The sequence below is a fragment of the Vibrio sp. RC586 genome (genome assembly GCF_000176715.1).
Classification (GTDB): Bacteria; Pseudomonadota; Gammaproteobacteria; order Enterobacterales; family Vibrionaceae; genus Vibrio.
The window spans coordinates 662903-682316 of the sequence record NZ_ADBD01000013.1 but is presented as its reverse complement, the minus strand read 5'-3'; the positions used below and the strand labels follow the sequence as shown (position 1 = coordinate 682316).

Genomic DNA, 19414 nt, shown 5'->3' with positions numbered 1-19414 from the left:
ATAGTATATCTGGAGATGAAGAGAATGAAAAAATGGCTTTCCTTAGTACCCGTTGTCTTATTGACTTCGTGTGCCTATGCCCCGATTTATAACGGTAAAGAACCATACAATGGTTCACAGTTTATGTTGATGGAGAGTCCACGTCACACGTTGGATTTCTTTGTTGAGAGCTTGACGGAAGATTTGATGCTTTCCAATACTAGCATCACAGCTCGTACCCCGATTGCAGTGACCTCATTTGTCGATCTACAAAATATGGATACCACCAATTGGCTCGGCAACTCTGTCTCAGAAGGTTTTATCCACCAATTCCAGCGTCGTGGATTTAAAGTGGTCGATTTCAAAACAACAGGTTCTATCCAGGTGACACAACAAGGTGATTTTGCCTTTAGCCGTGACTGGAAAGACTTATCAGAACAGCAGGAAGTGCAGTATGTGCTCACTGGTACTATGTTGCGCCAAGAAGGTGGGGTAATAGTTAACGCTCGTGTGGTGGGAATGCAATCACGCATCGTGGTGGCTACCGCGCAAGGCTTTTTGCCTGCTGATCGTATAGGCCGAGATCTGGATACTCTAAATAGTATTCGCACTCAGGATGGGGTGCTGATTCGCTCCGATCCAACCATGACTCAGCCATATACTGTCATTTTGCGTCCATAGGAGAAATAACATGAAATCAGGTTTATTACTCCTTATTGCTGTTTTATTGATGACTGGATGTCAGCCATTACAAACCATGCGCCCAGATGATTGGTTAACAGCAGTTGGTTATGCCAGCATTAGCGAGCAAAAAGGACGCAATGATGAAGAGAAGCAAGTTCGAGCGATGCGAGCATCAAAGATTGATGCTTACCGTGAATTAGCCGAGCAAGTGTACGGTATGCGTATAAGTGGTCGTGCGGAACTGCAAGATCAACGCCTTGGTACCGAATTGACGGCAGGAGCAGTTGATGGCGTGATTCGTGGTGCGGAAGTCGTGCGCAGCTATAAAGTTGGTGACAGTTATGTGACTGAGCTTAGGCTTGATATCCGTAAAATGGATAAAATGCGTGATTACGGTGAAGTTCAGCAAGTTCCCGAAAAACGTCAGATGACCTTATTCTAATTCTCACCTCTCTCCCATCTCCAGAATTAAAAAAGCGGCAATGATTGCCGCTTTTACTTTTCTATCCATCATGGTGACGATAGACGACGAATACCATTATGCTTTGATATTAGTGCCCAACGTCGAAATGGTATGTGTTTTACCCGTGGCGCTATAAGTCATTCCAATTTTGCCATGGCTTTGTTGCATCAGATTATTAAGTTTATTGAAGCTTAACTGAGCACGAGCCAAAGCGTCACCGTTGATCTGGTTAGCTTGCTGGCAATCGAGAATGATACTGCGGATCTGACTCACCAAGTCGTTAAGATAAGCATCTTCTGTCAGGCTCGCGACATGTGGATGCTTGGCAATTCGTTGATCAGTCTGTTGCAGTTGATTGACTAAAGTGAGCTTTTGTTTGGCGATGGATTCGATATCGACAGAAATTCGGTTAGTGATCGCGATTTTCTCAGCTTCGAGCACTCCGACTAACTCTTGTGCATTTTTAAGCTGAAACTCAACCAAATCTTTTAGTGCTGCCATAACTCAACCACCTGTTTATCGCACGTTCTGTTACAAGTTCTGAGTTGATTGCCTCAGTTTAGAAGCCACCTAGCTCTTTTTCGAATTTGATCATGTTATCGGCCAGTTTATCTGGATCAACGACATATGAGCCGTTGGCGATTGCTTCTTTGATTGCTGCAACTTTCGCACTGTCAAAACTGGGTCTTGATGCCATTTCGTTGTGCATTTCGCCAATCGCTTTACTTTGTGAGCTAAGTGACACCGCATCTTGACCATTTGCCGATGAGCGTGAAACTGCACCGGATTGAGGAGAAGAATTACTCGCATCAGAAGAACGCACATTAGTACGGCTGGTCGTGTTTAACGACTGTCCTGTGCGTATGTTATCAATACCTGCCATAGATGAGCCTTTTCAATAAACTTTAACGTGTACTGTCAATATCGACCACGAAGGTCAGAACTTTAGCGATTTTTTAACCAAATAGAAAATCACTTCGCACAAGTTTTTCTGATAAGCAGGTTAGAGCTATCAAAATGCAACGGTGACTTCACCCACACCACTGACTTGTGCATCAATTATACGGTTAGATTTGTCATTTTTCACTTTTATCTGTTCACCAATGACGCCATCGGACATTGCAGTCCCCTTGGTTGTGATCGACATACCAGATCTCCCCGCTTTGATGACAACACTTTCATTGCGGCAGACAATGCAGACATCGCTTTGTTCAATCACATCGCCCACGCGAACATTTTTCTTGATTTTTGCACCAATGACGGTGTCCGGTGTGGAAAAACCTTGCCGTCTAAAACGCAACAGATCTACCATACTTATCGTAACGTCTTGTATAGAAATCATTTGCCCTCGACTCAGTGGATTTGCCGCAGTGAGAAGAGGTATGGTGATGGTAAGGCGAACAGGCACATAAATACGCCAGTTATCGCTTTTGCACTCAACCAGTACCGTGATATTAGCTGCTGAACCATTGCTTGATGATGCGCTGGTAGCGAGAGGTTCTGGGCAATCTGTTGCGTAAAGACGATCATCCACATTTGCGGCATTAACGACTAATTCACCACCTGACGGCATGTCCACCGTGCTGAGAACGTGATTTTCCGCGGCTTCTCTTATCATTGAAAGCTGCTCTGGAGTGGCTGAATTTGCCGCTAGACTAAAGAAAAATAATAAAAAGCCGATAAAGCTATAAAATATTTCACAGAAAGCTCTACACTTAGTTATGAAATGCGGATGGAGATCGATCTTCTGGAGCATTTTTTGTTTCTCTGGTTTCTTCATAGCCTGTAGTAGACTATCACTTTTTTTGGATAAAAGTTTGAGATGGAGATGAGCTTATGACGGGTATTCTTGATTCTGTGAATCAGCGTACGCAACTCGTCGGTCAAAACCGATTAGAACTATTAACTTTCCGTCTTAACGGCCGTCAGCGATACGGTATTAACGTTTTCAAAGTTAAAGAAGTCCTGCAATGTCCTAAATTGACCGCTATGCCTAACCTACACCGTTTAGTGAAAGGGGTGGCGCACATTCGTGGGCAAACCGTATCTGTCATCGATTTGAGTCTTGCGATCGGTGGTCGACCAACCGTTGATGTAGACAAAAGTTTTGTTGTTATCGCGGAGTTTAACCGCACCATTCAAGCCTTTTTGGTGAGCTCGGTTGAACGCATCATTAACATGCGTTGGGAAGCAATTTTGCCTCCGCCGGATGGTTCTGGTAAAGCGAACTACCTGACTGCTGTCACCAATATTGATAATGAACTGGTTGAAATTATCGATGTTGAAAAGATTCTGGCTGAGATCGCTCCAGTCAACGAAGCTATGACCAAGGACATAGGTCAGGAAATTGCTCAAGTTGAACAGGAAAAAGAAATTGTTCGCCGCATTCTTATTGCGGATGACTCTAGCGTGGCTCGTAAACAGGTGCAGCGTGCGATTGAATCGATCGGTTTCGAAGTGATTGCAACCAAAGATGGCAAAGATGCTTTTGATAAACTGCTAGAAATGAGCCGAGAGGGTCCAATTCTCAGTCAAATCTCACTAGTGATCTCTGATATTGAAATGCCAGAAATGGACGGTTACACCTTGACTGCAGAGATTCGCCGCCACAATGAATTAAAAGACCTTTATGTTATTTTGCACTCTTCATTGAGTGGCGTGTTCAACCAAGCCATGGTTGAGAGAGTTGGGGCAAATGCATTCATTGCGAAATTTAACCCTGATGAGCTTGGTAATGCGGTGAAAGCTGCGCTAGTTAAATAAAGAGAAATGAATGACTGCTATAACGATTAGCGACCAAGAGTATCGCGACTTTTGCCGATTTCTGGAATCTCAGTGCGGGATTGTACTGGGTGACAGTAAGCAGTATTTAGTACGAAGTCGCCTAAGTCCACTCGTCACCAAATTCAAGTTAAGTTCGTTGTCTGACTTGTTGCGAGATGTTGCGACAGGACGAAATCGCGATCTGCGAGTAGCAGCCGTTGACGCCATGACAACCAATGAAACTTTATGGTTTCGAGATTCCTATCCATTTGCTGTATTGGCTGAAAAGTTGCTGCCAGAAATGGCAGCCAATAAACGGCCAATAAAAATTTGGTCGGCCGCGAGTTCATCGGGGCAAGAGCCGTATTCGATGGCAATGACCATATTGGAAGTACAACAAAAACGGCCAGGATTGTTGCCAAGTGTGTCGATTACCGCCACCGATATTTCTGCCAGTATGTTGGATATGTGTCGTGCGGGGATTTACGATAACCTTGCATTAGGTCGTGGGTTGTCGCCTGAACGCCGTCGTGCCTTTTTTGAGGATGCGGGGGATGGCCGAATGAAGATCAAGGACAACGTGAAGCGTTTAGTCAACTTCCGTCCGCAGAACTTAATGGAAAGCTATTCATTATTGGGTAAGTTTGACATCATTTTTTGCCGCAACGTGCTGATCTATTTCTCGCCAGACATGAAATCTAAAGTGCTCAATCAGATGGCTGCGAGCTTAAATCCCGGTGGTTATCTGTTGCTGGGAGCTTCGGAGTCACTAACTGGGTTAACTGATAAGTTTGAAATGGTGCGCTGCAATCCTGGCATCATTTATAAGCTCAAATAATAAATTTAATCCATCTCATTTTGCCCAGCTTTTGCTGGGCTTTTTGTTTTAGTCGTAAGGTAAAGCGGATAGAAAGACACCATTTTTTGATGGTGATGTGATTGGCGTGGAGTTTGCACTCTGTTTGTTATACCGCTGTACATTGGGTGAGATTTTTAAAGTTGGTATGCTAATTGCAAATAATCTCAGTAATAACGGTCAGTTCTTATCGAAGAGGTAAACATGGCTATTTCTTTTGACAAAGCCCTAGGTATTCACCAATACACGGTGGGCGTACGTGAGCACAATTCAGAGGTGATTGCCACCAACATTGCGCAAGCGAATACGCCGGGATTCAAGGCAAAAGGAATGGACTTCCAGAAGGCATTGCAAGCGGCAAGTTCGGGGGCAAGTATTAGTCTTAGCCGTACCGATGGTCGGCATATTCCTGCCTCTTCAACGGTGAGTGGGGAAATTCTTTACCGCACGCCGACACAGCCTGATACCGGTGATGGCAACACGGTGGATGTAGATTTGGAGCGTAACTTGTTTATGCAGAACCAAATTCGTCATCAAGCCTCATTGGATTTTTTAGGCAGTAAATTTAAGAACTTAACCAAAGCGATTAAAGGGGAGTAATGTCGATGAGCTTATTCAGCGTATTTAATGTCACAGGTTCTGCGATGAGCGCCGAGTCGGTTCGTCTCAATACCACCTCAAGTAATCTGGCCAATGCCGATAGTATTAGTAGCTCAGCGAAAGATACTTACAAAGCTCGCCACGCCGTATTTGGTGCGGAATTGAGTAAAGCGCGTTTCAACCGTGAACCTAATGTCCCCGTTAAGGTGCTTGGGATTGTGGAAAGTGATAAGCCGCTGGTCGCTGAGTTTAATCCAGAGCATCCACTTGCTAATGACGAAGGCTACATCTACAAGCCGAATGTCAATGTAATGGAAGAGATGGCGAATATGATTTCCGCTTCTCGTTCATACCAAACCAATGTGCAGGTGGCGGATGCCAGTAAACAGATGCTGCTGCGTACGCTGCAGATGGGTCAGTGAGGATAAGGAGTTAACGTATGGCCGGAATCAATAATGTTGGTCAAAGCGGCTTGTCCTATATTGATCAGCTTAAAGCTCTTCAAGAGCAGAAAAAACCGGATGAGACGACAGGGCAGAAGTCCCTTAAACAAGAAGACTTTCTTTCTCTGCTGACTAAGCAGTTGGCACAGCAAGATCCGTTCAAACCTGTCGGCAACGATCAGATGATTGCACAGATGGCGTCTTTTGCCACGGTAGATGGTATTGGCAAGATGAACACTCAGTTTGAGAGCCTCAACTCGTCGATGACATCAAACCAAGCACTGCAAGCCTCATCACTGGTAGGTCGTGATGTGTTGGTGCCCGGTGCAGCAGGTATGAAAAAGCCTGATGGAGGCATGGCGGCAATGGTAAAATTGCCGCAGTCGATCGATAACTTATTCGTCCGTATTGAGAATGAAGCTGGTCAATTGGTACGAACCTTTGATGTGGGCGCCAAAGCTGCTGGCGATAACCGTGTCGAATGGGATGGAAAAGATCAAAGCGGAAATCCGTTGCCGGGTGGCAAATATAAAGTAAAAGCGTCTGGCTTGCAGGATGGGGAGAGTAAAGAATTTGAAGTCTCCACTTATGCAAACGTCAACAGCGTTTTGTTAGGCAAAGGCGATGGTAACGTACTCCTCAATCTGGCTGGTTTTGATGCACCAGTTCGACTTGCTGAAGTACTTGAAGTAGGCAAAGCGTGATTGCGCTAGCTAGATAGGAGAATTACTCATGTCATATATCTCTCTCAGTGGTTTATCCGCCGCGCAGATGGATTTGAATACCACCAGTAACAACATTGCGAACGCCAATACTTTTGGTTTTAAAGAGTCGCGTGCTGAGTTTGGGGATGTGTATTCCACTTCGCTATTTACCAATGCGAAAACAACGCCAGGGCAAGGTGTACAAGCGGCAAAAGTGGCACAACAGTTCCACGAAGGCTCGAGCATTTATACCAATAACCCACTCGATTTACGTATTGCCGGTACGGGTTTTTTTGCTGTAGCGAAAGACAAAATGGTACCGCAACAAAACGAATTAACACGTAATGGTGCGTTCCACTTGGATAAGAACAGCTACATGGTAACGGCAAACGATGAGTTTCTGCTGGGCTATGAAGTGAATCCTGATTCAGGTGATGTGCTTTCTTACGAGCCAAAACCAATCAATATTCCGCCTCAGTTTGGTAAGCCAAAACAAACCGCGAATATCGACTTAGCGGCAAACTTGCCAGCTAACGGTGATTTAAAAGATCCGGCTCTATTTGATATTACGGATCCTGAAACGTATAACCGTACTACTTCATCGACCATTTATGACTCGATGGGGCAACCTTACAAATTGACGACCTATTACCTAAAAGATATGACTCAGGCCAATACATGGCAGACTTATTATACGGTAACGGATAAAACGGGTGAGAAACCGATTAATGTCGTTGGTGGCGATGCAACAAGCCCTAAAGGGCATGTTGGACATACCATGAAGTTTAATAATGACGGCACGTTAGCCAGTTTGAACAATGGTCAGCCGATTGTTTCTGAAGCGTTAGGTGCAGGAGCAAACCCTGTGGATCTTAACGGCGCCGATGCGACACAAACGCTATCGTTTAGCCTAGATAACGCGACCCAGTTTGCTGCACCTTTTGAACTGACCAAGTTTGACCAAGATGGTGCGACGACAGGCTTCTTGACCAAGATTGACTTTGATGAAAATGGTAGCGTGCTTGCTACTTATTCAAATGGTCAAAACACCACTCTCGGCCGTGTGGCACTGGTACGTGTCGCTAACGAGCAGGGATTGGATAAAAAAGGCGGAACCCAGTGGGATGCTACTCAGTTCTCGGGTGATAAAATTTGGGGTGAGTCGAATAAAGGCTCTTTTGGTTCAGTCAGTAATGGTTCACTGGAGCAGTCAAACATCGACATGACTCAAGAGCTGGTGGACTTAATCTCGGCTCAGCGTAACTTCCAGGCCAACTCGCGTGCGCTTGAAGTTCATAACCAGCTGCAACAGAACATCCTGCAAATTCGTTAATCCTTTTCAACCCCATGTAAGCGGCAATATGGCTTAATGGGGTTGCCTCTTTGCCCCATTGCCGCGGCAAAATCAGTAATTCCTATCGAAGTTCATGTCTATCACTCTGATTTTAATAATTTAATTAAGTTGGCACATTGCTTGCTTTAACTGCTCTAACTAACGATTTGGGAGCAGATTATGGACCGCGCATTGTTTCTAGCCATGAGTGGCGCAAAACAAAATATGCAAGCGATGCAGCTACGGGCAAACAACCTAGCGAACGTCAGCACAACGGGTTTTCGTGCGGATTTAGCACAGGCTCGTTCAATGCAAGCTTATGGTGAAGGGCTCCCAACTCGCGTATTTAGTATGACTGAGCGTCCGGGAAATAACTTTGCCCAAGGCAGTGTGATCACTACCGGCCGAGATCTCGATATCACAGTTCAAGGTGAAGGTTGGATCTCTGTGTTGGATAAAACTGGCAAAGAGGGTCTAACGCGTAACGGCAACCTACGCATCGATGAAACCGGTCTATTGCTTAATGGCAATGGTCATCCGGTATTAGGCGAAACGGGTGGCCCTATCACGCTACCCGTTCCTCTGGCAAAAGTTGAAATTGGTGGTGATGGTACAATCTCGGTTCGCCCACAAGGTGCGCCTGCGGATGCGATGGAAGTGGTTGACCGTATCAAGTTAGTTCGTCCGGGTAATCAGGCGCTGTTTAAAGATGTGAATGGCTTGTTCCGCGCTACGGACCCCAACATGCAATTTGAAGCCGATGCGAACGTTAAAGTTCTTACCGGAGCATTGGAAGGCAGTAACGTGAATGCGATTGGTGAAATGACCAGTCTTATTGATTTGCAACGTCAGTTTGAAATGCAGGTCAAGATGATGAGTACCGCGGAAGAGATGGATAAATCTTCCGATTCACTGTTACGCACCAGCTAATTTAAGGTAGGAGTCAGGTATGCAACCAGCACTATGGGTCAGTAAGACCGGCTTAGATGCCCAACAAACCAACATTGCCACAATTTCAAACAACCTTGCCAACGCTTCAACCATTGGTTTTAAAAAGGGCCGCGCAGTTTTTGAAGATCTGTTTTACCAAAACATTAACCAGCCTGGTGCGCAATCTTCGCAAAACACGCGTTTGCCAAGTGGTCTAATGCTAGGCGCGGGTTCGAAAGTTGTGGCAACTCAAAAGGTTCACACTCACGGCAACGCGCAAACTACGTCCAACAGCTTGGATATGATGATTGAAGGTGATGGTTTTTTCCAAATCCTGATGCCAGATGGCAACATTGCCTATAGCCGTAATGGCCAGTTCACCTTAGATGATGAAGGTGCAATTGTGACTTCAGGCTCCGGCTATCGTTTACAGCCTGAGATTGTGATCCCAGAAGACGCGATTTCAATCACTATTGGTAACGATGGTGAAGTGTCGGTACGAGTGCGTGGTCAGCAAGATAACCAAGTGCTTGGGCAAATCACAACCGTTGACTTCATTAACCCAGGAGGCTTAGAGCCGATTGGCCAAAACCTCTACCTGCCGACAGGGGCTAGTGGTGAACCACAAGAAGGGGTACCCGGCTTAGATGGTTTAGGTGATGTTCGCCAATCCATGCTCGAAACCTCTAACGTGAATGTAACGGAAGAGCTAGTGAACATGATTGAAGCACAGCGCGTGTATGAGATGAACTCCAAGGTGATCTCTGCCGTTGATAAGATGCTGAGCTTTGTGAATCAGCAACTGTAATTGCTAATTAAGAGATGGCCGCTATGAAACGTCTACTGACTTCGGGTTTACTCATTCTGCTCTCTGGTTGTAGCTTAGTGCAGCCTCCTATTGAGTCTGCAGAGACCATTCAAGGCACAACAACGGTTGATGCAGTGGAAGGTGATAAATCAGAGAGCAACTCGGGCTTAACCGATGCACTGCGTAATCGAACCGATCCTGTGGCGGATGACCCAGCGTGGGCGCCGATTTACCCGAAAGCGAAACCAGAGCACTATGCGGCTGAAACAGGTTCTCTGTTTAATTTGGCCAACAATAACAATTTGTATGATGATTCTAAGCCACGTGGCATTGGTGACATTATCACCGTTACCTTAAATGAGAGCACGAAAGCGGCAAAAAGTGCGGATGCGGATCTGAAAAAGAAAAATGATTCGAAGATGGATCCTCTCGCCGTAGGTGGCAAAGATTTGACTGTGGGAGACTACAATTTTTCCTACGCCCTCAAAAACGATAATAAATTTACCGGCAGCGCCGCTGCGAACCAAAGCAACAGTATGTCAGGCTCGATTACGGTGGAAGTCATTGAGGTATTGGCTAACGGTAACTTAGTGATCCGTGGGGAAAAATGGCTCACTTTAAATACGGGGGATGAGTACATCCGCTTAAGTGGAACGATTCGCCCTGATGACATTGACTTCGATAACACGATTGCTTCTAACCGTATTTCCAACGCACGAATTCAATATTCAGGTACGGGAACCAATCAAGATATGCAAGAACCAGGATTCTTGGCACGATTTTTTAATGTCTCTTTATAAGTCGATCCGCTGGGCTAGTTTTTTGACAGCATAGTGAACGGTGAGGCCCTTTGGCCTCATTGTTGTTTTAGAGAGTAAGGTAAATCCACCATGAGAAAATTCACGATTTTATTGATGATGTTGTTGGCCTCCAGTGCGCAGGCGGCACGGATCAAGGATGTCGCGCAGGTTGCCGGTGTGCGCAGTAACCAATTGGTGGGATACGGCTTAGTGACCGGTTTGCCGGGGACTGGGGAATCAACGCCCTTTACTGATCAAAGCTTTAACGCGATGCTGCAAAACTTCGGCATTCAATTGCCTCCTGGCACTAAGCCAAAGACCAAAAACGTTGCCGCTGTGATTGTGACTGCTGATCTACCGGCATTTTCTAAGCAAGGTCAAACCATCGATATCACAGTTTCTTCAATCGGCTCGGCAAAAAGTTTACGCGGTGGCACTTTGATGCAAACCTTCCTGAAAGGTCTGGATGGGGAAGTTTATGCCGTGGCACAAGGTAACTTAGTGGTGAGTGGTTTTAGTGCAACCGGTGCGGATGGGTCAAAAATTGTCGGTAACAACCCAACTGTTGGCATGATTTCCAGTGGTGCGATTGTTGAGCGTGAAGTGCCGAATCCATTTGGCCGTGGCGATTACATCACTTTTAACTTATTTGAATCCGACTTCACCACCGCGCAGCGTTTGGCTGATGCAGTGAACCAGTTTTTAGGGCCACAAATGGCTTCCGCGGTGGATGCCGCTTCAATCAAAGTACGTGCTCCACGTGATTTGAGTCAGCGAGTGGCCTTCTTGTCTGCCATTGAAAACTTAGAATTCAATACAGCTGAAAGTGCGGCAAAAATCATCGTAAACTCACGCACTGGCACCATAGTTGTTGGGCAAAACGTACGCCTTAAACCCGCGGCAGTTACCCACGGTGGTATGACAGTGGCTATCAAAGAGAATCTCAATGTTAGCCAGCCGAATGCATTGGCAGGTGGGCAAACTGTAGTAACGCCAAACTCCAGTATCGAAGTGACCGAGAAACAAGGCAAAATGTTTAAGCTCGAGCCTGGTGTCACTTTGGATGAACTGGTGCGTGCAGTGAATGAAGTGGGTGCAGCACCTTCCGATTTAATGGCGATTCTGCAAGCATTGAAACAAGCGGGCGCCATTGAAGGCCAACTGATCATTATTTAAGGAGTCAGCCATGATTAATAATTCCAATGATATTGGCTTTATCCAAGATATTGCTGGTCTCGACAAGCTGCGCCAAAAGGCGATTAATGGTGATGAGGGTTCTGAGCAAGCGGCATTAACTGCTGCCGCTCGCCAGTTTGAATCGATCTTCACCTCTATGATGCTTAAATCCATGCGTGATGCGAACAGTGATTTTAAATCAGACATGTTCGGAAGCCAGACGGAAGATACCTATCGACAAATGCTCGATGAACAGATGGCGAGTGAATTTAGCTCATCGGGTTCACTTGGCTTAGCAGACATGATTGTTGCCCAACTTTCAACCGGACAAACTCCGGCAGACAAAAAAGGCGAGGATGGTTTCCAAGAGGCGATGCGCCGAGTGGAACATGCCCGCAAAACAGCCAGTGAGCGCAGTAATGAAGATTTGGTGGCGGCAGTTTATCCGTTACGAAAAACGCAAACGGTGCAATCAGCCCAGTTTGATTCTCGCCAGTCATTTGTCACCAAGCTAAAACCGTACGCGGATAAAGCTGCGCGCATGTTGGGGATTGATTCTTCTTTATTGATTGCTCAAGCGGCTTTGGAAACGGGCTGGGGGCAGAAAATGGTCAAAAATGCCTACGGTAATAGCAATAACCTATTTAACATCAAAGCCGATCGCAGTTGGCAAGGTGAGAAGGTCGCTACGCAAACTCTGGAATATCACAACAATGTGCCAGTGATGGAGAAAGCGGCATTCCGTTCTTACGGTAGCTTAGACGAAAGCTTTAACGACTACGTCCGTTTCATTGAGAACAATCCGCGTTATACCAACGCGTTGAACCATGGCGGAAATAGTGAACGCTTTATTCACGGAATTCATCGTGCGGGTTACGCAACCGATCCTCAATATGCGGATAAGGTATTGCGTGTGAAAGCACAAATTGATCAAATGAATCTACTGTAAATTTAATTGCCCGCCGGAGTCTCTCCGGCGGTACTCTTTTCTCCGCTCTATCACGCAAGCGTATTGAACGCAGTCAAACTTAACTCTCTATTTTTATTAGATTAAAACCTAAAAAATCAACATGGCATACATATTGCAAATACCGTATAGATTCAGTGTTTTTTACTGATTAATATCGGTTTTCGGGGGCAGTATGGCGTCTGATCTTCTGAATGTGGGTACGCAAAGCGTACTGACGGCTCAGAGACAACTCAATACCACAGGTCATAACATTTCTAATGTTAATACAGAGGGTTACAGCCGTCAGTCTGTGATCCAAGGGACCAATATGCCCCGCCAATATGGCGGTGAAACCTATGGCATGGGTGTGCATGTGGAAAATGTTCGCCGCTCATGGGATCAGTTTGCCGTTAAAGAGCTAAACATTGCCTCTACCGATTACTCTTTCAAACGGGATACGGAAGAAAACTTGGACATGTTGTCTAAGTTACTCTCTTCTGTGGCCTCGAAAAAAATCCCCGAGAATCTCAACGAATGGTTTGATTCTGTAAAAAGTTTGGCCGATTCACCAAACGATCTTGGTGCCCGTAAAGTGGTGCTGGAAAAGGCTAAGCTGATTTCACAAAACCTTAATGACTTCCACGAAACTGTGCGTCAACAAAAAGATATTGCTAACAAAGGGTTAGATCTTGGTGTAGAGCGAATCAACCAACTTGCCTTGGAGATTCGTGACTTACAACGCCTAATGATGCGTGTTCCTGGTCCACATAACGATTTGATGGATAAACATGAAAAGCTGGTGGCTGAGCTTTCTCAATACACCAAAGTCACCGTCACACAAAGAAAGAATGGTGAAGGCTTTAACATCCATATTGGTAACGGACACACCTTAGTTTCGGGTACGGAAGCAAGTCAGCTTAAAATCATTGATGGTTATCCAGATACTCAACAGCACCGCCTTGCAATGGTTGAGGGCAAAGCAATCAAAGCCATCTCTGCACGTGATATTGGTGGCAAGATGGAAGCGATTCTGGACATGCGTGATAAACATATCCCTTATCTGATGGATGAGGTTGGTCGTTTAGCGCTCTCATTTTCTCATGAAGTGAATACCTTACAGTCACAAGGCTTGGATCTGCGTGGTAACGTTGGTGGGCCTCTGTTTACCGATGTCAATATGGACGTTATTGCACGTTCACGTGTTGTGACTAACAGTAATTCCAAAGCAGATATGGCGGTATTCATTGACGATGTCAGTCAATTGAAAGGTGGCGAATATTCCATGCAATACAACGGCAGCGAATATGTGGTCACTCAGCCTTCTGGTCAACAAACCGTGTTGCCTGTTGTCAAAGGTAACGTTTATATCGATGGATTACGGATTGAAGTGCGCAACCCTCCACAGGTGGGAGAGCGTGTTTTAGTGCGCCCAACTCGCAGCGGCGCGGCGGCAATCCGTTTAGCCACGGAAGATGCGACAAAAATTGCCGCACAGAGTTTTGAGGCTTCCACCACGTTTGCTCAAGGCAAAGCGCAATTCAAAATTCTTCAAGCGGGGGATGTGCGTGAGTTTGAAGTGCACGTTTCACCGACTGGAGATCAATTTGCGGTGACGGATACCAAAGGCAACATTCTGATGCAGCCTCAACCTTATCCACCCACAGGACCCGTCACTGTTTTAGGTACCACCTTTGAGTTAACCGAAGGCGCATTGCCAAATGATAAATTCACGGCAAACCTTGTCCCTTCTGAGGGGGATAATGGCAACCTGCGCAAAATGATCAACATCCAAACTGATAAGAAAATGAACGACAAAGAGTCGACCATCATCGATTTGTATCACAACCTCAATACGGATGTTGGGTTGAAGATGGCGACCATGACACGCTTAACCGATGTGTCGCGTTTGGAAAAAGAGGCAGCGCAGTCGCGCATCGCTTCCATCTCTGGAGTTAACTTGGATGAGGAAGCCGCCAATATGATGAAATTTCAGCAAGCGTATATGGCGTCATCGCGGATCATTCAGGCTTCGAATGACACCTTTAATACCATTTTGGCGTTGCGGTAGGGAGAAGGGTAAATGTTGAACCGAATCTCCAGCTTTCACAATTATCAAGCGGTTCAGAACGACATTCGTCGTCAGGAATCGAAAGTCTTTAATAACCAGGCGCAATTGGCATCTGGTAAAAAGCTGCTTTCAGCCAGTGATAACCCATTGGCAACGCACTATATCCAAAACGTCGGGCAACAAGAAGAGCAACTACGCCAGTATCTCGATGCCATTGTGTTGGTGCGTAACCGTTTAGAGCATCAAGAAGTCATCATCTCCAATACAGAAGAGTTTTCAGACTCCGCGAAGCGGACGGTGATGGAGATGATCAACGGTTCGTTATCACCAGAAGATCGGGTGGCACGTGCACGTGTATTGCAGGAAATGGCGAGCAACTTCCTCAACCTTGCTAACGTACAGGATGAGTCCGGCAACTATATTTTTGCCGGTACAAAGCCCAAGAATCAGCCATTTTTCCGTGATAACCAAGGCAATGTGAGTTACGCCGGTGATGACTATCAGCGCAAAATGAAGATCTCCAACAGCTTGGAAATTCCATTTAATAATCCAGGCAGTAAAGTGTTTATGGAGATCCCCAACCCATTTGGAAGCTATGAACCTAACTATACGTTACAAGAAGGTTCAGAGCTTTTATTGGAACGTGCTGTGAATCTCAATCCTGATGATACATCGGCTTATCGTGTCACTTTTGTGGATATGCCAGATGGAAAAAATGGTTATCAGTTGGAGCGCAATGGCAGCGTAGTGCAATCGGGGGAGTTTGATCCGAAAACCGGTATTCAGTTTGCAGAACTCAACATACAGGTGAAAGGACAGATCACCAAAGGTGATGCGATAGATCTTACACCGCGCGATACCTATAGCGTGTTTGATACGTTCCGTGATGCGATCCGTTATGCCGAAGGTTCGGTTTCGGATGCATCCAATACCGCCAAGCTGCATCAGATCGTGGAAGAATTTCATACCGCTTTTATTCATCTCAATAAAACGAGAACGGATATCGGTGCGCGTTTGAATACGCTCGACATTCAAGAAGAGCAGCACGAAGATTTTAAAATCAGCCTCGCGAAATCCAAGAGTACCTTTGAAGACTTGGATTACGCCGATGCAGTGATTGAGTTCAACGAGAACTCACGAGCGCTCGAAGCCTCTCAAAAAGCTTTTGGGAAGACCAAAGATCTCACACTGTTTAACTACATCTAACCTTCATTGCCTTATGTGCCTAAGCCATATGAGCGAAGTGAGTTGAGTTAAAAAGTGGCGCGAAAGTTGCAAATGTAGCGTTAAGCCTTGGTGAAAAGTTGTACAGGGCAACTAAGCGGCAAGTCGGCGGCAAAAAGTATTGCCACTGGCACCAATCGGCAACCTAGTGTGGCTGATTGAATAAGTTGGATTGTATAACTTATTGAAAAATATTGATGTATTGCGGTAAATGCCACGGGATGTAAAGTTGGCACACTAATTGAATGGTATACATCAGAGTTGTTGTAACCGGTTTTTAAATCCGCCTTAGGGCCGATTTGGCAAGTTATTTACGGTCAGTGCTTCCAAAAGAGACCAAAGCTGACCGCTTCGCAAATGAGCTTGCGAACTCGATAGGAGAGCAAACTATGACCATTAACGTAAATACCAACGTGTCGGCGATGACCGCACAACGTTACCTGACTAAGGCAACTGGGGAGCTTAATACCTCTATGGAACGCCTGTCATCCGGTAACCGCATTAACAGTGCAAAAGATGACGCGGCAGGCCTGCAGATTTCGAACCGTTTGACGGCGCAATCACGCGGCTTGGATGTGGCAATGCGTAACGCCAACGATGGTATTTCGATTGCTCAAACCGCAGAAGGCGCGATGAACGAATCGACCAGTATTTTGCAGCGTATGCGTGACCTCGCCCTGCAATCGGCGAACGGCACCAACTCGGCGTCAGAGCGTCAGGCACTGAACGAAGAGTCGGTTGCACTGCAAGATGAACTGAACCGTATCGCTGAAACCACATCTTTTGGTGGTCGTAAGCTACTCAACGGTTCGTTTGGTGAAGCGTCGTTCCAGATTGGTTCAAGCTCGGGTGAAGCGATCATCATGGGACTTACTAGCGTTCGTGCGGACGATTTCCGCATGGGGGGCCAGTCTTTTGTCTCTGAGCAAGCGAAGACCAAAGAGTGGGGCGTTCCGCCAACTGCTCGTGATCTGAAGTTTGAATTCACCAAGAAAGATGGTGAAGCGGTGGTGCTCGACATCATGGCCAAAGATGGCGATGACATCGAAGAATTAGCCACTTACATTAATGGTCAAACCGATTTGTTCAAAGCATCGGTGGATCAAGATGGCAAACTGCAGATTTTTGTTTCTGAGCCGAATGTTCAAGGTGACTTCAATATTTCTGGTGGCTTGGCAACTGAACTTGGTCTTAATGGTGGCCCTGGTGTGAAAACCACAGTACAAGACATTGATATCACTAGTGTCGGTGGTTCACAAAACGCCGTGGGTATCATCGATGCCGCATTGAAATACGTGGATTCGCAACGAGCAGACCTCGGTGCGAAACAGAACCGACTCAGCCACAGCATCAGTAACCTGTCGAACATTCAGGAGAACGTGGAAGCATCGAAAAGTCGGATTAAAGATACGGATTTTGCGAAGGAAACAACGCAACTTACCAAATCTCAGATTCTGCAACAGGCTGGAACCTCGATTCTTGCCCAAGCAAAACAATTGCCAAACTCTGCAATCTCGTTATTGCAGTAGTTCTAGGTGCCTTCATTAATGAGCTCAGACGTGGGTATGTAATGAAGGAACTTTGGCAAGGTATGATTGTGGGATGTTAGGTGAGCTCTCTCACTCAAACTGCTCAACTAGGCAAACATAATCATGCGCCCTAATGGTAAGCCGAAATGTGTTCATTTCTCTTGATCTCCACATTGGCGATGGCTACCACCAACTAGCCCCGGTTCTCTCAAAGGAAAAGGGGCTTTTCTTTTTCTGTATTTGTATCAGCGATTCCTCGTCTCCTACTTTAAATCCTGCATTTATCCACTGGCTACTTGACGCTTTAGTCGTGTTAGCTACGCTCGTTTATCCCAACCACACAGACAGCCTATCTGCATGGGTATGAATCCACTTGTCGCCCATCTGTAACGCCAAATCACTTAGGTAATACGGTGCTTCATGCGTATAGATTACCTGATTTTTCATACCGACCATCAAGCATAAAACTTAAGCGGATCTCCCTGATATTTATACAACTTGTGTGCTACCTCTCAAGATGCATAGATTTCATTAGGTTTAGAACAAAAAAACATCTTTTTGCTAAAGGATTCATCAGCCGAGTCGCTAATAGAAGTAACTTTGAGAGAACTGCTTGGTTTTCCGAGACGTCGGAAACCGTTTTTGGGAATTCCGCACGTCGGAAAATCAATAGGAGATACCACTATGGCGGTGAATGTAAACACCAACGTGTCAGCGATGACAGCACAACGGTACTTGACGAGCGCAACAAACGCACAACAATCGTCGATGGAACGTTTATCTTCAGGATATAAAATTAACAGCGCAAAAGATGATGCGGCAGGTCTGCAAATCTCTAACCGCTTGAACGTGCAAAGCCGAGGTTTAGGCGTAGCCGTTCGTAACGCCAACGATGGTATTTCGATGGCGCAAACAGCGGAAGGGGCAATGAAAGAGACCACCAACATCCTGCAACGTATGCGTGATCTTTCCTTGCAATCCTCTAACGGTTCGAACTCAAAAGCCGACCGTATTGCGATTCAAGAAGAAATCACTGCGTTGAATGATGAGCTTAATCGTGTGGCTGAAACCACTTCTTTCGGTGGTAACAAGCTGCTCAACGGCACCTTCGCAACCAAATCCTTCCAGATTGGTGCGGATAACGGTGAAGCGGTTATGCTCAATATCAAAGACATGCGCAGTGATAACGTTTTGATGGGTGGTAAAACTTATCAAGCGGCGAATGGCAAAGATAAAAACTGGGGTGTGGAAGCAGGTAAAAATGACCTGACGATCACACTGAAAGACAAACGCGAAGGCGATGTGACCATTTCAATCAATGCGAAAGAAGGGGATGACATCGAAGAGCTGGCGACTTACATCAACGGTCAAACTGACATGGTGAAAGCCTCTGTGAGCGAAGAAGGTAAATTGCAGCTTTTCACCGACAACAACAAAGTCGATGGTGCGGCAACCTTCGGGGGCTCACTGGCTGGTGAGTTAGGTATTGGCGCGGCGAAAGACGTCACGGTAGATACCTTGGATGTGACCACGGTCGGCGGTGCACAAGAAAGTGTGGCGATTGTCGATGCAGCATTGAAATACGTGGATAGTCATCGTGCTGAACTCGGTGCGTTCCAAAACCGATTCAACCATGCTATCAACAACTTAGATAACATTAACGAAAACGTGAATGCGTCTAAGAGCCGAATCAAAGATACAGACTTTGCCAAAGAAACGACTGCACTGACCAAAGCGCAGATCCTTTCTCAAGCATCAAGTTCTGTTCTCGCACAAGCCAAGCAGGCACCCAACTCAGCACTAGCTCTATTAGGCTAGTTCGAGTTGATAGGAAAAAACCCAGCTGCAGCTGGGTTTTTTATTGGCCAAAATACGATACGAAAGCTCTCTGTATGACACTGAAAAGTCGTGACGAAGATAAATATAGGGTGTCAAAGGATTGGTCGTGAACAATAATAATATGATGAGCACTGCGAAGCATAATTGGAGCCAGGAAGAGGGTCACTCTATTGATAGGCCGTCTTTGCCACTAACTTACGGCATAATCCAACTTTTTGAATATTTTGAAAGAGAATATACAGAAAAAACAAAACCTAGCCGAAGCT

General features: G+C 45.9%; 20 protein-coding genes. 17 read left to right on the top strand and 3 right to left on the bottom strand.

The genetic code is table 11. The features are described 5' to 3' along the window. Positions 1 to 24: 24 nt before the first annotated feature. Positions 25 to 660, top strand: coding sequence for a FlgO family outer membrane protein (locus VOA_RS02410; protein WP_000759067.1), 636 nt, complete (start codon positions 25 to 27; stop codon positions 658 to 660). Between the two features lie 10 nt (positions 661 to 670). Next, the gene (gene flgP, locus VOA_RS02415; protein ID WP_000834981.1) at positions 671 to 1105 is read left to right on the top strand and encodes a flagellar assembly lipoprotein FlgP; all 435 of its coding nucleotides are present in this window, start codon (positions 671 to 673) and stop codon (positions 1103 to 1105) included. Between the two features lie 96 nt (positions 1106 to 1201). On the opposite strand, the gene VOA_RS02420 is transcribed toward flgP, so the two are convergent. The 3 genes from VOA_RS02420 to flgA form a co-directional block, all read right to left on the bottom strand. Continuing rightward, entirely contained in the window at positions 1202 to 1627 is a 426-nt protein-coding gene (locus tag VOA_RS02420; protein WP_000729362.1) for a flagella synthesis protein FlgN, read from the bottom strand. A gap of 58 nt (positions 1628 to 1685) precedes the next feature. Continuing rightward, the gene (flgM, locus tag VOA_RS02425; protein ID WP_000907268.1) at positions 1686 to 2009 is read right to left on the bottom strand and encodes a flagellar biosynthesis anti-sigma factor FlgM; all 324 of its coding nucleotides are present in this window, start codon (positions 2007 to 2009) and stop codon (positions 1686 to 1688) included. 129 nt (positions 2010 to 2138) lie between these two features. Next, positions 2139 to 2906, bottom strand: coding sequence for a flagellar basal body P-ring formation chaperone FlgA (gene flgA / locus VOA_RS0118680; protein WP_000742767.1), 768 nt, complete (start codon positions 2904 to 2906; stop codon positions 2139 to 2141). Between the two features lie 56 nt (positions 2907 to 2962). On the opposite strand from flgA, the gene VOA_RS02430 reads away from it, so the two are divergent. From VOA_RS02430 to VOA_RS02500, 15 genes are all read left to right on the top strand, one after another. After that, positions 2963 to 3889: a chemotaxis protein CheV gene (locus VOA_RS02430; RefSeq protein WP_000145781.1), complete on the top strand. Its 927-nt coding sequence runs from the start codon at positions 2963 to 2965 to the stop codon at positions 3887 to 3889. A 10-nt stretch (positions 3890 to 3899) separates the two neighbouring features. Continuing rightward, on the top strand, positions 3900 to 4727 hold the full coding sequence (locus tag VOA_RS02435; RefSeq protein WP_000125383.1) for a protein-glutamate O-methyltransferase: 828 nt from the start codon (positions 3900 to 3902) through the stop codon (positions 4725 to 4727). 222 nt (positions 4728 to 4949) lie between these two features. After that, positions 4950 to 5345 (top strand): flagellar basal body rod protein FlgB, encoded by a 396-nt coding sequence (gene flgB / locus VOA_RS02440; RefSeq protein ID WP_001007977.1) that lies wholly within the window; start codon positions 4950 to 4952, stop codon positions 5343 to 5345. Positions 5346 to 5350: 5 nt separating this feature from the next. Beyond that, the gene (gene flgC, locus VOA_RS02445) at positions 5351 to 5767 is read left to right on the top strand and encodes a flagellar basal body rod protein FlgC (protein ID WP_009356150.1); all 417 of its coding nucleotides are present in this window, start codon (positions 5351 to 5353) and stop codon (positions 5765 to 5767) included. Positions 5768 to 5784: 17 nt separating this feature from the next. Next, entirely contained in the window at positions 5785 to 6492 is a 708-nt protein-coding gene (flgD, locus tag VOA_RS02450; RefSeq protein WP_000907398.1) for a flagellar hook assembly protein FlgD, read from the top strand. 28 nt (positions 6493 to 6520) lie between these two features. After that, positions 6521 to 7825 (top strand): flagellar hook protein FlgE, encoded by a 1305-nt coding sequence (gene flgE / locus VOA_RS02455; protein ID WP_000120469.1) that lies wholly within the window; start codon positions 6521 to 6523, stop codon positions 7823 to 7825. A gap of 180 nt (positions 7826 to 8005) precedes the next feature. Then, positions 8006 to 8755: a flagellar basal body rod protein FlgF gene (locus VOA_RS02460; protein ID WP_000373288.1), complete on the top strand. Its 750-nt coding sequence runs from the start codon at positions 8006 to 8008 to the stop codon at positions 8753 to 8755. A gap of 19 nt (positions 8756 to 8774) precedes the next feature. Further along, positions 8775 to 9563 (top strand): flagellar basal-body rod protein FlgG, encoded by a 789-nt coding sequence (flgG, locus tag VOA_RS02465; RefSeq protein ID WP_001182093.1) that lies wholly within the window; start codon positions 8775 to 8777, stop codon positions 9561 to 9563. A 23-nt stretch (positions 9564 to 9586) separates the two neighbouring features. After that, on the top strand, positions 9587 to 10363 hold the full coding sequence (gene flgH, locus VOA_RS02470) for a flagellar basal body L-ring protein FlgH (protein ID WP_000826212.1): 777 nt from the start codon (positions 9587 to 9589) through the stop codon (positions 10361 to 10363). Positions 10364 to 10453: 90 nt separating this feature from the next. Further along, positions 10454 to 11539, top strand: coding sequence for a flagellar basal body P-ring protein FlgI (locus VOA_RS02475; RefSeq protein ID WP_001225054.1), 1086 nt, complete (start codon positions 10454 to 10456; stop codon positions 11537 to 11539). A gap of 10 nt (positions 11540 to 11549) precedes the next feature. After that, the gene (flgJ, locus tag VOA_RS02480; RefSeq protein ID WP_000609513.1) at positions 11550 to 12488 is read left to right on the top strand and encodes a flagellar assembly peptidoglycan hydrolase FlgJ; all 939 of its coding nucleotides are present in this window, start codon (positions 11550 to 11552) and stop codon (positions 12486 to 12488) included. A gap of 193 nt (positions 12489 to 12681) precedes the next feature. After that, a complete protein-coding gene (flgK, locus tag VOA_RS02485) occupies positions 12682 to 14556 on the top strand; it encodes a flagellar hook-associated protein FlgK (RefSeq protein ID WP_000135490.1) in 1875 nt (624 codons plus the stop codon). A 12-nt stretch (positions 14557 to 14568) separates the two neighbouring features. Continuing rightward, positions 14569 to 15762 carry a flagellar hook-associated protein FlgL gene (gene flgL / locus VOA_RS02490; protein ID WP_000934646.1) on the top strand — a complete coding sequence of 398 codons (1194 nt, stop codon included), beginning with the start codon at positions 14569 to 14571 and terminating at the stop codon, positions 15760 to 15762. A 407-nt stretch (positions 15763 to 16169) separates the two neighbouring features. Further along, positions 16170 to 17309, top strand: a complete 1140-nt coding sequence (locus VOA_RS02495; RefSeq protein WP_000154830.1) for a flagellin — start codon at positions 16170 to 16172, stop codon at positions 17307 to 17309. A gap of 684 nt (positions 17310 to 17993) precedes the next feature. Next, entirely contained in the window at positions 17994 to 19127 is a 1134-nt protein-coding gene (locus tag VOA_RS02500; RefSeq protein WP_000290381.1) for a flagellin, read from the top strand. Positions 19128 to 19414 lie beyond the last annotated feature (287 nt).

Coding starts and splice junctions, on each gene's coding strand:
- VOA_RS02410 (WP_000759067.1), top strand. CDS start 25: ATGAAAAAATGGCTTTCCTTAGTACCCGTTGTCTTATTGACTTCGTGT.
- flgP (WP_000834981.1), top strand. CDS start 671: ATGAAATCAGGTTTATTACTCCTTATTGCTGTTTTATTGATGACTGGA.
- VOA_RS02420 (WP_000729362.1), bottom strand. CDS start 1,627: ATGGCAGCACTAAAAGATTTGGTTGAGTTTCAGCTTAAAAATGCACAA.
- flgM (WP_000907268.1), bottom strand. CDS start 2,009: ATGGCAGGTATTGATAACATACGCACAGGACAGTCGTTAAACACGACC.
- flgA (WP_000742767.1), bottom strand. CDS start 2,906: ATGAAGAAACCAGAGAAACAAAAAATGCTCCAGAAGATCGATCTCCAT.
- VOA_RS02430 (WP_000145781.1), top strand. CDS start 2,963: ATGACGGGTATTCTTGATTCTGTGAATCAGCGTACGCAACTCGTCGGT.
- VOA_RS02435 (WP_000125383.1), top strand. CDS start 3,900: ATGACTGCTATAACGATTAGCGACCAAGAGTATCGCGACTTTTGCCGA.
- flgB (WP_001007977.1), top strand. CDS start 4,950: ATGGCTATTTCTTTTGACAAAGCCCTAGGTATTCACCAATACACGGTG.
- flgC (WP_009356150.1), top strand. CDS start 5,351: ATGAGCTTATTCAGCGTATTTAATGTCACAGGTTCTGCGATGAGCGCC.
- flgD (WP_000907398.1), top strand. CDS start 5,785: ATGGCCGGAATCAATAATGTTGGTCAAAGCGGCTTGTCCTATATTGAT.
- flgE (WP_000120469.1), top strand. CDS start 6,521: ATGTCATATATCTCTCTCAGTGGTTTATCCGCCGCGCAGATGGATTTG.
- VOA_RS02460 (WP_000373288.1), top strand. CDS start 8,006: ATGGACCGCGCATTGTTTCTAGCCATGAGTGGCGCAAAACAAAATATG.
- flgG (WP_001182093.1), top strand. CDS start 8,775: ATGCAACCAGCACTATGGGTCAGTAAGACCGGCTTAGATGCCCAACAA.
- flgH (WP_000826212.1), top strand. CDS start 9,587: ATGAAACGTCTACTGACTTCGGGTTTACTCATTCTGCTCTCTGGTTGT.
- VOA_RS02475 (WP_001225054.1), top strand. CDS start 10,454: ATGAGAAAATTCACGATTTTATTGATGATGTTGTTGGCCTCCAGTGCG.
- flgJ (WP_000609513.1), top strand. CDS start 11,550: ATGATTAATAATTCCAATGATATTGGCTTTATCCAAGATATTGCTGGT.
- flgK (WP_000135490.1), top strand. CDS start 12,682: ATGGCGTCTGATCTTCTGAATGTGGGTACGCAAAGCGTACTGACGGCT.
- flgL (WP_000934646.1), top strand. CDS start 14,569: ATGTTGAACCGAATCTCCAGCTTTCACAATTATCAAGCGGTTCAGAAC.
- VOA_RS02495 (WP_000154830.1), top strand. CDS start 16,170: ATGACCATTAACGTAAATACCAACGTGTCGGCGATGACCGCACAACGT.
- VOA_RS02500 (WP_000290381.1), top strand. CDS start 17,994: ATGGCGGTGAATGTAAACACCAACGTGTCAGCGATGACAGCACAACGG.